11 protein-coding genes and 1 tRNA gene are annotated in these 13,713 nt (G+C 68.4%); 8 read left to right on the top strand and 4 right to left on the bottom strand.

Translation table 11 applies throughout. The features are described from left to right. Nucleotides 1-134: 134 nt before the first annotated feature. The 3 genes from dnaG to GGR04_RS00690 all read left to right on the top strand — a co-directional run bounded on the left by dnaG (nucleotide 135) and on the right by GGR04_RS00690 (nucleotide 5,017). Nucleotides 135-2,150 (top strand): DNA primase, encoded by a 2,016-nt coding sequence (gene dnaG / locus GGR04_RS00700; RefSeq protein WP_183196848.1) that lies wholly within the window; start codon nucleotides 135-137, stop codon nucleotides 2,148-2,150. A 308-nt stretch (nucleotides 2,151-2,458) separates the two neighbouring features. After that, complete coding sequence (gene rpoD / locus GGR04_RS00695; protein WP_183196846.1) at nucleotides 2,459-4,450, top strand: RNA polymerase sigma factor RpoD; 1,992 nt, start codon at nucleotides 2,459-2,461, stop codon at nucleotides 4,448-4,450. Between the two features lie 186 nt (nucleotides 4,451-4,636). Next, on the top strand, nucleotides 4,637-5,017 hold the full coding sequence (locus tag GGR04_RS00690) for a hypothetical protein (RefSeq protein ID WP_183196844.1): 381 nt from the start codon (nucleotides 4,637-4,639) through the stop codon (nucleotides 5,015-5,017). Nucleotides 5,018-5,095: 78 nt separating this feature from the next. Here GGR04_RS00690 and GGR04_RS00685 read toward each other — a convergent pair whose 3' ends face one another. From GGR04_RS00685 to GGR04_RS00675, 3 genes are all read right to left on the bottom strand, one after another. Next, nucleotides 5,096-5,827: an SIMPL domain-containing protein gene (locus GGR04_RS00685; protein WP_183196842.1), complete on the bottom strand. Its 732-nt coding sequence runs from the start codon at nucleotides 5,825-5,827 to the stop codon at nucleotides 5,096-5,098. Nucleotides 5,828-6,135: 308 nt separating this feature from the next. Continuing rightward, a tRNA-Ile gene (locus GGR04_RS00680) sits at nucleotides 6,136-6,211 on the bottom strand. Between the two features lie 87 nt (nucleotides 6,212-6,298). Then, nucleotides 6,299-6,490: a helix-turn-helix domain-containing protein gene (locus tag GGR04_RS00675; protein WP_183196840.1), complete on the bottom strand. Its 192-nt coding sequence runs from the start codon at nucleotides 6,488-6,490 to the stop codon at nucleotides 6,299-6,301. Nucleotides 6,491-6,694: 204 nt separating this feature from the next. Between GGR04_RS00675 and GGR04_RS00670 the strand changes: the two genes are divergently transcribed. The 5 genes from GGR04_RS00670 to GGR04_RS00650 all read left to right on the top strand — a co-directional run bounded on the left by GGR04_RS00670 (nucleotide 6,695) and on the right by GGR04_RS00650 (nucleotide 12,183). Beyond that, nucleotides 6,695-7,330 (top strand): hypothetical protein, encoded by a 636-nt coding sequence (locus GGR04_RS00670; protein WP_183196838.1) that lies wholly within the window; start codon nucleotides 6,695-6,697, stop codon nucleotides 7,328-7,330. 120 nt (nucleotides 7,331-7,450) lie between these two features. Continuing rightward, nucleotides 7,451-8,377 (top strand): ABC transporter ATP-binding protein, encoded by a 927-nt coding sequence (locus GGR04_RS00665; protein ID WP_183196836.1) that lies wholly within the window; start codon nucleotides 7,451-7,453, stop codon nucleotides 8,375-8,377. Beyond that, on the top strand, nucleotides 8,374-9,135 hold the full coding sequence (locus tag GGR04_RS00660) for an ABC transporter permease (protein WP_183196834.1): 762 nt from the start codon (nucleotides 8,374-8,376) through the stop codon (nucleotides 9,133-9,135). Before GGR04_RS00665 ends, GGR04_RS00660 begins: the two co-directional genes overlap by 4 nt. A 162-nt stretch (nucleotides 9,136-9,297) precedes the next feature. Then, on the top strand, nucleotides 9,298-11,634 hold the full coding sequence (locus GGR04_RS00655; RefSeq protein WP_183196832.1) for a DUF3772 domain-containing protein: 2,337 nt from the start codon (nucleotides 9,298-9,300) through the stop codon (nucleotides 11,632-11,634). Between the two features lie 78 nt (nucleotides 11,635-11,712). Beyond that, complete coding sequence (locus GGR04_RS00650) at nucleotides 11,713-12,183, top strand: hypothetical protein (protein ID WP_183196831.1); 471 nt, start codon at nucleotides 11,713-11,715, stop codon at nucleotides 12,181-12,183. Between the two features lie 9 nt (nucleotides 12,184-12,192). Here GGR04_RS00650 and GGR04_RS00645 read toward each other — a convergent pair whose 3' ends face one another. Then, entirely contained in the window at nucleotides 12,193-13,692 is a 1,500-nt protein-coding gene (locus GGR04_RS00645; RefSeq protein ID WP_246392575.1) for a DUF2252 domain-containing protein, read from the bottom strand. Nucleotides 13,693-13,713: the final 21 nt, after the last annotated feature.

Raw genomic sequence — 13,713 nt, 5'->3', positions numbered from 1 at the left:
ACGGCGCTGGCCCTTCCGGTGTCGCCCTGCACGCGTGATGGCGGGCCTGTGGATAGGAGTGGATAAGACACCCGCAGGTGCCTCTCGCGCAAATAGGGTTGGCATTCGCCCGTCCGCGCGACGATATCCGTTTCATGCGGTTTTCACCCTCCTTCCTCGACGAAATCCGCGCGCGCGTCCCGATCTCCGACGTGATCGGGCGCCGCGTCACGTGGGACCGGCGCAAGACGCAGGCCTCGCGCGGCGACTGGTGGGCCTGCTGCCCGTTCCACGGCGAAAAGTCGCCCTCCTTCCACTGCGAGGACGCCAAGGGCCGCTACCACTGCTTCGGCTGCGGCGTCTCGGGCGACCATTTCCGGTTCCTCACCGAACTCGAGGGCATGAGCTTTCCCGAGGCGGTGGAGCGCATGGCGGCGGAGGCCGGCGTGCCGATGCCCGCGCGGGACGCCGAGGCCGAGAGGCGCGATGAGGCGAGAGCTACCATTCTCGACGCGCTGCGCATCGCCTCCGACTTCTTCCGCCAGTCGTTGCAGGAGGTGGAGGGCGCGAAGGCGCGCGCCTACCTGCGCGATCGCGGGCTCAACTCCGCCGTCCAGAAGCAGTTCGCGATCGGCTACGCGCCCGAGAGCCGCAACCGGCTGAAGGAGTTCCTGGCCGCCAAGGGCGTCGGCAAGGCCGAGGTCGAAGCCGCCGGGCTGGTGGTGCACGGCGAGGGGATCGCCGTCTCCTACGACCGGTTCCGCGACCGCGTGATGTTCCCGATCCTCGATGGGCGCGAGCAGCCCATCGCCTTCGGCGGCCGGGCGCTCTCGTCCGACGTCTCGGCGAAATATCTGAACTCGCCGGAGACCGAGGTCTTCCACAAGGGCAACGTCCTCTTCAACATCGCCTCGGCCCGGCGCGCCGCGAAGGCCACGGGCACGCTCGTGGTCGCCGAAGGCTACATGGACGTCGTCGCCCTGCATCAGGCAGGCTTCGAGCATGCCGTGGCGCCGCTCGGCACCGCGCTCACCGACCGCCAGCTCGAGCTTCTCTGGCGCACCGTGCCCGAGCCGATCCTCTGCTTCGACGGCGACGCCGCCGGCCTGAAGGCCGCCAACCGGGCGGCGGACGTCGCGCTGCCGCTGCTCAAGCCCGGCCGCTCGCTGCGCTTCGCGCTGCTGCCCGACGGCGCCGATCCCGACGATCTCATCCGCGCGCAAGGGGCCGAGGTGATGCGCGGCGTCCTGTCGAAGGCTCGCCCGCTCGCCGACCTCCTGTGGATGCGCGAGACGGCATCGGGCAGCTTCGACACGCCGGAGCGACGCGCGGAACTGGAGCAGCGGCTGAAGACGCTGGTGCGCGGCATCGGCGACGAGAGCGTTCGGCGCCACTACCAGCAGGACGTCGACGAGCGCCTGCGGGCCTTCTTCGGCCCCGGCCCCGGCCCCTCCGCGCGCGGACGAGGCGGCTATGGCGGGGGCGGCGGTGGCGGGGCGGGGCGCGGCGATGGCTATTCGCGGCCCGGCGGCGGCGAGGGCGGCCGGCGCTTCGAGCCGGGGAGCCGCGGACCGCAGGCAGGCCGCGGCGCGCAGGCCGGCGCCCGTCGCTCGGCGGTCTCCGACCGGCTGGTCCGCTCCTCGATGATGCGCGCGGCGGGTTCGAGCGCGGCGCCGCTGCGCGAGGTCACGATCGTCGTCGGCTTCGTCAACCACCCGCTGCTGCTGCGCGAAGCCTTCGACTATCTCGCCGATCTCGAACTGGAGAGCGTCGAGCTGGAACGGCTTCGCTCGACGGTGATGGACGTCTATGCCGACCAGCTTCCCCACACCCGCGACGAGATCCTCGGCGCGCTCGACCGTCGGGGTCTGCTGGCTTCCTTCGAGGGCTTCGAGACCCAGCTTCGTCTCGTGCGGCAATGGACCGTTCTGCCGGATGCCGCGCTCGAAGACGCGCGCGAAGCGGTGCGCCAAGCGCTGCACTTGCAGCATCGTGCGCGCTCCCTACATAGAGAACTCCGAATGGCCGAAGAGGCTTTGGGAACGGAAGCCGACGAACTGGCTTATCTCCAGGTGCTGGAGATCAAACGCGAAATCGAAAACATTGCGGGAACCGAGGCCCTGATCGACGGGTTCGGCATCCTGTCGGGCAGGCCGGCGAAGGGCATCTGACGGCAGCCAAAAGTTGCCGGTCGCAACTTCGACGTGCGCCTCGCAGGCCTATTGCGGCGAGAAGAGGGCTTAAACCCTTGACTTGCCGACGTGAAATGAGAAACACGGACCTCAGGTGGTCCGGCGTCGGAAGTACAGAAACCGTTGCCCGCGTCGAGGGTGTAAATCAAATCAGGCCGGGAGCGGCGCTCGACCTTTCGATTCATGGTTAAGCGATCATTCACGGCTGAGGTCTATTGACGGAGCGTGCGGCCTGACGATTCGGGTCCTGTCCGTTCTCGGACCGCGCGAACTGGAGACGAATGCGCATGGCGACGAAGGTCAAGGAAGGCGAGGCGGCCGTCGAAGAGCGTCAGGAGACGCCTGACAGTCCTCTGCTGGACCTGTCGGACGATGCCGTCAAGAAGATGATCAAGGCCGCCAAGAAGCGCGGCTTCGTCAGCATGGACAAGCTCAACTCGGTTCTCTCGGCCGAGGACGTGACCTCGGAGCAGATCGAGGATCTGATGGCCATGTTGAACGACATGGGCATCAACGTCGTCGAGGACGAGGAGGCCGAGGACGGCGAGGAGAAGGAGGCCGAGGAATCGGGCTCCACCGAAGTCGCCGAGGCGACCACGGGTGCCGTGGCCACGACCACCAAGAAGGAAGCGGCAGACCGCACCGACGACCCCGTCCGCATGTATTTGCGCGAGATGGGTTCGGTCGAGCTGCTGTCGCGCGAGGGCGAGATCGCCATCGCCAAGCGCATTGAGGCCGGCCGCGAGACGATGATCGCGGGCCTCTGCGAGAGCCCGCTGACCTTCCAGGCCATCATCATCTGGCGCGAGGAGCTGAACGAGGGCAACATCATGCTCCGCGAGGTCGTCGACCTCGAGGCGACCTATGCCGGACCGGAAGCGAAGCTTCCCGCGGCGCCCGTCGTTCCCGGCGAGGGTGCGCCGGGCGTTCCCGGCGTCAACGGCCGGCCGGACGGCGAGTTGCGCCCCGGTGAGGACGACGACGACGATGAGGACGACATGGAGAATTCCCTGTCGCTCGCCGCGATGGAGGCCGAGATCCGGCCGAAGGTCATGGAGATCTTCGACACGATCGCCGACAACTACAAGCGTCTGCGCAAGCTGCAGGACCAGCAGGTCGAGAACCGGCTCGCGGCCACCGGCACCCTGTCGCAGAGCCAGGAGCGCTCCTACAAGAAGCTGAAGGACGACCTCATCACCGCGGTGAAGGGGCTGTCGCTCAACCAGAATCGCATCGACGCGCTCGTCGCGCAACTCTACGACATCAACAAGCGGCTCGTCGGCAACGAGGGCAAGCTGCTGCGCCTGGCCGAGAGCTACGGCGTGAAGCGCGACGAGTTCCTCCGCAGCTACCAGGGCTCCGAGCTCGACCCGAACTGGACGCAGTCGATCGCCAATCTGGCCGGCAAGGGCTGGCTGAAGTTCGTCCAGAGCGAGAAGGACGGGATCAAGAACCTTCGGCAGGAGATCCAGAACCTAGCGACCGAGACGGGGCTGGAGATTACCGAGTTCCGCCGCATCGTCCACATGGTGCAGAAGGGCGAGCGCGAGGCCCGGCAGGCCAAGAAGGAAATGGTCGAGGCGAACCTGCGCCTCGTCATCTCCATCGCCAAGAAGTACACGAACCGCGGCCTGCAGTTCCTGGATCTCATCCAGGAGGGCAACATCGGCCTGATGAAGGCCGTGGACAAGTTCGAGTACCGCCGCGGCTACAAGTTCTCGACCTACGCCACGTGGTGGATCCGTCAGGCGATCACCCGCTCGATCGCCGATCAGGCCCGCACGATCCGCATTCCCGTGCACATGATCGAGACGATCAACAAGATCGTGCGGACCTCGCGCCAGATGCTGCACGAGATCGGCCGCGAGCCGACCCCGGAAGAGCTGGCCGAGAAACTGGCCATGCCGCTGGAGAAGGTGCGCAAGGTCCTGAAGATCGCCAAGGAGCCGATCTCGCTCGAAACCCCGGTGGGCGACGAGGAGGATTCGCATCTCGGCGACTTCATCGAGGACAAGAACGCGATCCTGCCGATCGACGCGGCGATCCAGGCGAACCTGCGCGAGACGACGACGCGGGTGCTGGCCTCGCTGACGCCGCGCGAGGAGCGCGTGCTGCGCATGCGCTTCGGTATCGGCATGAACACCGACCACACGCTCGAAGAGGTCGGCCAGCAGTTCTCGGTGACGCGCGAGCGCATCCGGCAGATCGAGGCGAAGGCGCTGCGCAAGCTGAAGCACCCCTCGCGTTCGAGGAAGCTGCGCAGCTTCCTCGACAGCTGAGGACGACGGAGCGCACGGTCGCGTCGATGCGGCCGAGTTCGACGATCATACGAAAGGGCGGTCCATCGGGCCGCCCTTTCGCGTTGTCCGCCGTCTGACGGTTTCCTGAACGGATTGGTCCGGCACCGTTCATCTGCCGGGAGGCAGAACTCTCTCCATCGACATCTCGTCGCGAGGAGATCTGCCATGCTCACCACCTTCGTTCGAACCCTGCTCGTCGCCGCATCGCTCGCTGCCGGAGGCGTCGGCATCGCCGAGGCCGCGGGTCCGAGGACCGGCCCGGACATCGTCTTCGTCGATCACCATCGTGACCGCGACCACGGCGATCGTTGGGGCGGGCGTGGCGAGGGCCGCTGGGACCGAGGAGACCGTCGCCACGGCTTCGTGGGCCGTGACCTCTGTTCGCCTCGTCACGCCCTACGCAAGGCGGCACGCATCGGCGTGCGCGGCGGCGACATCGTGCGCGACGGCCGACGCGCGGTGGTGGTCGCCGGGTTCAAACGCGGCCATCCGATCCTCGTGCGGTTCGCACAGGAGCGCGGATGCCCCTTCATCGGCGTGCGCTGACGCCGCCATCGCCCGGAAACGATAAGACCCCAGAGGCGGACGCCTCCGGGGTCTCTTGCTTTAATCGATGCCCGGTTGTTACGGCGTGATCTCGAAGACAATCCGCACCTGCGCGGTCACGGCGTTCTCGCCGACCGACACCGGCACCTTGTCCATGGGCGCGGCCATGCGCAACTCGGCCATCGGCATCGGCGGCGGGGGGAGGGCGGACGAGCCGCCGTCCTCGATCGTCACGATCCGCCCGAGCTTCACGCCGGCGGCCTCCGCCAGCGCGGCGGCGCTGTCGCGCGCCTTGCGCACGGCCTCGCGGCGCGCCTCGTCGCTGGCGGCCGCCACGTTCTCGATCTGGAAATCGATGGAGCCGCCCTCGTTGACGCCGAGCTGCACGGCCTTGTCGAGCACTTCGCCGATGCGCGCGAGATCGCGCATGCGCACCGTCAGCGTGTTGCGAACCTCGTAGCCCGTCAGCGTCGGCGGAGCCTGCGTGCCGTCGGGACGGTTGTCGTAACGGTATTGCGGCGCGATCTGGAAACCGCTCGTCTGCAGATCGCGCGCCTCGACGCCGAGCGCGGGCATCGCGTTCGTGACGGCGTTCATCGCCTCGTTGGCGGACTTGAGCGCCTCGGCTGCGGTCTCGGCGCTGCGCAGCACGGTGAGCCGCGTGATCGCCAGATCCGGCGCCCGGCTGGCCTGGCCCTCGCCGGTCACGCTGATGCGCGCGGGCATGGGCGCAGGCGCCTGCTGTGCGAGGGCGGGAGGCGCGACGCTGGCGGCGGCGCAGACGAGAAGGGCGAGCAGGCGGGGACGCATGAGCAACTTTCGAAATGATTCGGCGAGTTAGCTCGTCGCACGCGAATGCGGCGGAAGCTCGAAAGCGCGGCCCAGGATCGCGCCCGAGCGGCACGGCTTTACATGAACGCCGTCTCGATCCGACGATCGCTCCATGCGTCAATGCCGCTCACGGCCACGTCATGGACGAAGCGCGGACTGCACCAGCCCATCGGCTCCGGACCCGCCCGCGGACGACCATCGCGGCGAGGGCCCTTGCGTCGAACCCTTCGTGAACGAGCCGCCGCGTCCGACGCCGCACCGATCGACATCGTCGCTTCCCGGGGGAGTGGTAGGCCCGGCAGGACTCGAACCTGCAACCAAGCGGTTATGAGCCGCCGGCTCTAACCATTGAGCTACAGGCCCCCGTGGGAACCGTAGCCCTAGCTCAATCGCCGGCTGGTCTCAAGACGGCGCGGCCGTTTCAATAGCGCTTGGCGCAGGCGGGCGGTGTCAGCCCAGCAGCTCGGCCTCGCTGACGCGGAAGTGCTGCGCCAGCGCCCGCACCACCTTCGGCGGCACCTGCACGCGGCCGTTCTCGATCGCCTGGATGAGAGAGGCGGGCAGGCGGGTGGAGGCCGCGACCTGATCCACGCTGTGCCCGTCGGCGATGCGCAGGCGCACGACATTGTCGGTGAGGCTCAATCCGCTCGCTCCCTTCCTCTCGGCAATCTCCCGCGATGTGACGAGGCGGGGGATGCTTTGCAAGGGCCCCCGGCTTCTCAGGCAACCTGCCGTTTGAAGTGGACAAACGCGGTCGGGAATCCTATGGCGCACGAATGGTCGATCCGTTCGTGATCCGCGGCAGGATTGCCGGGTCGGCGCTTTCAGCGAAAGGCGACCGTCGCCATGGCTTCATGCTTGCCCCGGCCCTCGTGGTCTGAAACCGCCCGCCCGGTTGCCGTCGTCTGGATCCTGCTGGCGCTGGTACTCGCCTTCGCCTGCTATTTTGCGACGCGCCAGCTCGCCGACGTTGCGGGGGCGGCCGCGTTCTTTGCCGAGGACGGGCCCGTCGAGACGCTGCAGGCAGGCCTCGTGGGGCTGGCGGGCCTCGTGTTTCTCCTCGGCTTCCGCCGCTCGGGCGACGCCAAGGCGATCTTCTGCCTCGGAATGGCCGTGGTGATGGGGCTGGCCATGCAGCGTGAGATCCCCAACTGCGCCAGCGCTTACTACGACGAAGGGGTGTGTCTGCCCGCGACAGGCAAGGCCGTCTTTGTCGGTCTGCTCTTCGTCGGCGCACTGATCTGTCTGGCGGTGAAGCGTCCGCGCCTGTGGTCCTTCTTCAACCCGCGGAACCTCCTCTGGGCGTGGCCAGCCGGCATTTCGCTGGCGATGCTGCTTCTGGCGGAGGTCGCCGAGCACCGGTTGGCGCAGGACATGGAAGAGCTTCTAGAACTCGCCGCCTACCTCCATCTCCTCGCGTTCTCGGTCTGGACGGCCCGGCTTCCCGCGCGGCATTCCTGCCTCTTCGCCTGCCGCGCCTGATTTCCTGCCCGTCGCGGTCCCGACTGGTGTAAAGCCTTCGCCGATGCCCGAACCCGCGCCTCGCGGTTTCGAACGCCTGGGCTGGGGCGTACGCGCCGTAGCCTTCCGAGGATCCTGCCGATGAGCGCCATTCTGTCGATCCAGGGCCTGACGAAGGCCTATCGCTCGGGGGCGAAAGTCCTCGACGACGTGAACCTCGAGATCACGGAGGGCGAGATCTTCGCGCTGCTCGGGCCGAACGGCGCCGGCAAGACGACGCTGATCTCGATCGTCTGCGGCATCGTCAATCCGGGCGGGGGACGCGTCCTCGTCGGCGGACACGACATCGTCCGCGACTACCGCGCGGCGCGCGCGCTCATCGGCCTCGTGCCGCAGGAACTCACGACGGATGCCTTCGAGACCGTGTGGGCGACGGTCTCGTTCAGCCGCGGCCTCTTCGGCAAGCCGGCGAACCCCGCCCATATCGAGAAGGTGCTGCGCGAGCTCTCGCTCTGGGAGAAGCGGGACGCCAAGATCATGACGCTTTCGGGCGGGATGAAGCGCCGCGTCCTCATCGCCAAGGCGTTGTCGCACGAGCCGCGCGTCCTCTTCCTCGACGAGCCCACCGCCGGCGTCGACGTGCAGCTACGCCAGGAGATGTGGCAGGTGGTGCGCGGCCTTCGCGACAGCGGCGTCACGGTGATCCTCACCACCCACTACATCGAGGAGGCCGAGGAGATGGCGGACCGCGTCGGCGTCATCCGCGGCGGCAAGCTGGTGCTGGTGGAGGAGAAGGCCGCACTCATGCGCAAGCTCGGCCGCAAGGAACTGACGCTGACGCTGCAGGAGCCGATCCCAGCGCTGCCGCCCGGCCTTGCCGGCTACGACCTCGCGCTCTCGCCGGACGGCTCGGAACTCACCTACGCCTTCGACACCAAGGCCGACCGGCCGGGCATCACGCGCCTGCTGGAGGATCTCTCGGCGGCGGGACTGCGCCTTCGCGACCTCACCACGCGGCAAAGCTCGCTGGAGGAGATCTTCGTCCAACTCGTGGGAGAACGGGCATGAACGTCCACGCCATTCGGGCTATCTACGGGTTCGAGATGGCGCGCACCTGGCGCACCCTCCTGCAGAGCATCGTCGCGCCGGTGATCTCGACCGCGCTCTACTTCATCGTCTTCGGTTCGGCCATCGGCTCGCGCATGACGGAGGTCGACGGCGTCGCCTACGGCGCCTTCATCGTGCCGGGCCTGGTGATGCTCTCGCTGCTCACGCAGAGCATCTCCAACGCCGCCTTCGGCATCTACTTCCCGAAGTTCACCGGCACGATCTACGAGCTCCTTTCGGCGCCGATCTCGGCGGTGGAGATCGTCATCGGCTATGTCGGCGCGGCCGCCACCAAGTCGGTGCTGCTCGGACTCATCATCTTGGCGACGGCGACGCTCTTCGTGCCGCTGCGCATCGAGCATCCGCTCGTGATGATGCTCTTTCTGGTGCTCACCTCGGTGACGTTCAGCCTCTTCGGCTTCATCATCGGCATCTGGGCGGAAGGCTTCGAGAAACTGCAGATCGTGCCGCTTCTCGTGGTGACGCCGCTGACCTTTCTCGGCGGCTCCTTCTACTCGATCTCCATGCTGCCGCCCTTCTGGCAGAAGGTGACGCTGTTCAACCCGGTGGTCTATCTCGTCAGCGGCTTCCGCTGGAGCTTCTTCGGACAGTCCGACGTCGGCGTGGTCGTGAGTCTGGCGATGACGCTGGCGATCCTCGTCGCTTGTATCCTAGTGATCGCCTGGATCTTCCGCTCGGGCTGGCGCATCCGCAACTGACGCGCTGCCCGCGGCGACACCAAATCGCCGCACTGCCACGGCTGTTGCCGGGTCGAGGGGTGGGGCCGTTGGTGCCGCGATACGACGAGGAGCGCGCCCGGCCGGTCCGCGGGGCGCGACGACGAGGGGACGGCGCGGCGACGCGTCGTCGGACGGGATCTCATGACGACGACGACACGCTGGGTCCGCCTCTGGGCGGCGGCGCTCTTCTCGCTTTGGGCTTGCTTCGCCCTGCCGGCGAGCGCGCAGGACGCCGCCGCGCCCGATCCGGTGGCGCAACTCGATACGCTCACCGCCGAACTCGGCGCGATCACGCAGGCGGCCGACGCCTCGACGGATGCCGGCCAGAAGGCGGATCTGCGCGATCGCGGCATGGCGGTCGGCAGCGCCGCCAACGCGGCGGTCGCGCTGCTGGAGCCGCAACTCGTCGCCATCGACGCGCGCATCGCCGAACTCGGCGAGCCCAACGATGCCGAGGCGCCGGACATCAAGGAGCAGCGGGCCAAGCTCGACACCGAGCGCGGCGACCTCGACTCGGCGATCAAGCGCGGGCGGCTGCTCGCGGCCGACGCCAAGGCGGTGATCGACCGGATGATCCTCGAGATCAACGAGGCGTTCAGCCGCGACACGTTCAAGCTCGTGCCGTCGCCGCTCTCGCCCGCGCTCTGGAACGGCGTCGCCCGCAGCCTGCCCGACGACAGCGCGCGGCTGCGAGACTATGCGCGCGTCTCGATCGCCGGCATTCCCGAGCGCGACATGGCCTCGCGCCTCGCCATCGTGGCCGCGGGCCTCGGTCTGGCACTGCTTCTGGCGACCAGGGTGCGGCGGCGGCTGCGGCAGGCCGGGCGCGACTTCGCCCTGAACCAGGTGCCGGCGACGCGGGCGCGGCGCTCGGCGCTGACGCTCTGGTTCGTGGTTGTCGGCACGCTGGCGCCGGCGCTTGGCTTCTTCGCACTCTACGGCGCGCTCGACTGGGCCGACATGCTGACGCGCGGCACGCAGCCGCTCGCCTTCGCGCTGACGACGATCGCTTCGCTGGGCGCCTTCATGGTTTCGCTCGGCGCCGGTCTTCTGCTCGTCGGCAAGCCCTCGTGGCGTCTGCTACCGCTCGGCGACGACACGGCGCAGCGTTTGCGGTCCTATCCCCCGCTGGCAGCCACCGCGACGTTCCTTGGCGTGCTCATCATCGAAGGTGGGCGCGCGGTCGGCGTCAGCCAGTCGGCCGCCATCCTGTCGAACTATGTCGTGGCCTTCGGCTACTGCGCCCTCATCGTCGCAGTGCTCGTCAGCTTCGGCCGCATCCGGCGCTCGAACCCGGAGGTGGCGAACCGCGAGCCGAGCGCGCAGACGACGCTCGTCACGCTCGCGACGATCGCCGCCTGGGTCTGCGTCGTCGTCTCGCTGATCGCGGCACTGCAGGGCTACGTCAACTTCGCGCTCTTCCTCAGCCGGCAGACCATCTGGACGGCGGTGGTGGGCGCGTCCACCTATCTGCTGCTCGTCGTCGCCGACGATCTCTGCACGACGCTTCTCTCCGGCGAGAGCCGCCTCGGGCGCTCGCTCCATGTCGGGCTCGGCCTTCGCAAGACGCAGGTCGGCCAGCTTGGCGTCGTGCTTTCGGCGGTGCTGCGCATCGCCATTCTCGTGCTCGCGGCACTGCTTCTGTCGGGTCCGCTCGGGCCGGGCGCCAGCTCGCTCTTCTATCAGCTGGGCGATTCCGCCGAGATCCGCATCGGCGGGTTCACGATCGTGCCGGGCTCGATCCTCAAGGCCATCGTGGTGCTGGCGGTCGGCGTGGCGCTCGTTCGCGGCATCCGGCACTGGCTGGACGAGCGCTTCCTGCCGGCCACCGATCTCGATCCCGGCGCGCGCAACTCCGTCTCCACGATCGTCAGCTATATCGGCATCATCCTCGCCGGCTTCTGGGCGCTGACGGCGCTCGGCATCGGCGTCGAGCGCATCGCGCTCGTGGTCTCTGCCCTGTCGGTCGGCATCGGCTTCGGCCTCCAGGCGATCACGCAGAACTTCGTCTCCGGCCTGATTCTCCTCGCCGAGCGGCCGGTGAAGATCGGCGACACCGTGCGCATCGGCACCGACGAGGGGGACGTGCGCCGCATCAGCGTGCGCTCCACCGAGATCCAGATCGCCGACCGCTCGACGCTGATCGTGCCGAATTCCGAGCTGATCACCAAGACGATCCGCAACATGACGCTCGCCAATCCGCTCGGCCGCATCCAGATCGCCTTCTCGGCGCCGCTCGACGTGGACGTGGCGGCGGTGCGCGCGGCGCTGCTCGAGATCTACGGCACGCATCGCGACGTGCTGACCGATCCCAAGCCCTCGGTCTTCATCGACGGCATCGACAGCGGGCAGGTGCAGTTCAAGTCCTTCGCCTTCGTGAACGGCCCGAGGCTCGTCTACGCGACGCGCTCGGAGATCCTCTTCCAGGTGCTGGAGCGATTTCGTGCCGAAGGGCTGCCGATCGTCGCGCCCGCCTGATCGATGCAACCGAGGACGCAACCCGGCGGAATCCGCCGCGTTGCCTTCGTGGGGACGACGAACGAGGGAATACGATCGATGCGAGGCTTTCGAACCATCGTCTTTGCGACGGTGCTGGCGCTGGGCGCCGGCGTGCTGCCGGCCGCAGCCTATACCTACACCAACCCGACCTACGGCACGTCGGCGAGCTTTCCGGCGAAGGCCTTCCCGCGCATCATGCCGGCGTCGCCCGACGGCGAGGGGCAGGGCTGGCGATCGGACGACGGCGCCGAGATCGTGATCTATGCGCTCGACAATGTGGAGCGGCGCACGCCGCGAACGCTGGTCGACTGGCGCCGCAGCCTCGACCGCGTCACCTACCAGCGAACGGGGAGCAACTGGGCGGTGGTCTCGGGCTTCCGCCCGGACGGACGCATCTTCTACGAGCGCTACATCTTCCGCGGCGGGTTGATCCACTCGGTGTCCGTGCGCTATCCGCCCGACCTGCGCGACCCCTACGACCGGCTGCTGAAGCCGATCACCGAGAGCCTGCGCGGCCCAGCGCGATAGCCGAGAGCCTCACGTCTCGCGGGAGGCCTCGATCCGGCCTGCCGCGATCGCCGCCACGAAGGCGGCATGGTCGGCGGCGTTGACGTCGGCATAGTCCTCGGCCCAGTCGGCCAGCGCTTCGTCGAGCGAATGAGTTTCGGGGCCGCCGAGATAGCCGGAGATCGCCGCGGCGTCGCCGGTGCGCGCGTGGGCGCGGGCGAGCAGCGCGCCGTAGCCCCAGGCGAAGAACACGAGCGAGCGCCCGGCGAGGAGCGAGTGCGGGATTTCGCCCTTCATGTTCTTCATCTGCCGCACGTAGTAGGGCCGTTCGTCGATCGTCGTCCAGCCGAGCAGCGGGTCGCCCACCGCCTGCAGCAGACGCTGGCCGTAGACGACGCGCGCGCCCTCGTGCGAGCCGTAGGGCTCGGGCAGGTCGGCGACGAAGGGCGCGAGCGAGGGGCGGATCGCCTCCTTCACCTGCAGGAACAGCGCGTCCTGGTCGGAATTGCCGAAGAGCAGCGCCACATAGGCGCGCGTGCCGACGCTGCCGACGCCGACCACGCGGTGCGCGACGTCCACCACATGGTAGCGGCTGAGCATGAAGCGGCGCTCGCGCGACAGCGATTCGGCATAGTGCTCTAGCCCCGTGATGACGGCCTCGCGCGTCTCGTCGTCGACCGGGGTAAGAATCGGCGGATCCTCGCGGAAGCGCCAGCCGCCGTCGACCTGCCGCTCGCCGACCTTCTGCAGCAGCGACTGGTTGTTGCGCTTGCGCGCCTTCTCCACCGCCTTGCGCAAGACGGCCTGCGATTCCGCATCGATCTCGATGCCCTCGAAGTCGAGATTGTCGGCCCGCGCGGCGCGGTGCCAGACGTCGATCGGGCCCTGCGGCGCCAGCTCGGTCATTGCCCGGCGGTAGCCGGCGACGCAGCCCGTGGCGGCGCGGCGACGCTCTCCCTTGCCGATGCCCTCGTCGCGCGCGGCGACGTTGAGGCTGGCGACGAGCCGCTTCAGGTCCCATTCCCACGGGCCGATCGTCACCTCGTCGAAATCGTTGAGGTCGAGCACCACGTCGCGTTGCGGCGTGCCGAACAGGCCGAAATTGCTGATATGGGCGTCGCCGTCGATCACCACGTCGATGCCGCTGCGGGGCGCGCGGGACAGGTCCGACGCCATCACCGGCGCCGCGCCGCGCAGGAACGCGAAGGGCGACTGCGCCATGCGCGCGGTGCGCAATGGTACGAGACGCGCCTGCCGGCCCCGGTTGGAGGCCTCGATGAGCGAGACGGGATCCGGCCGGTCGCCGGTCGATACCGGGCGGCAGAGCTCGACATGCGACACGGCCTGCCGCAGGCGCTTTCCGGCGGCGCGGCGCTTGCTCCAGGGTTCGCCGGGCGCGCGCAGGTCGATGCGGGGATAGGCTTCGGCAGGGGCGAGGACCACGCTGTCGGACGCCGGCTGCACGAACGACCTCTCGTCTTCGGAAGCCCGGTCGATCGGGCTCGGCGCGTCCGGCATTTTCAGATCCATTCCCCGGCACTCCACGCAGCA

The organism is Aureimonas pseudogalii (assembly GCF_014196835.1).
In the GTDB taxonomy this organism is placed as follows: Bacteria; Pseudomonadota; Alphaproteobacteria; order Rhizobiales; family Rhizobiaceae; genus Aureimonas; species Aureimonas pseudogalii.
The sequence above is the reverse complement of the archived record's forward strand: the minus strand, read 5'-3'. Positions and strand labels throughout refer to the sequence as shown.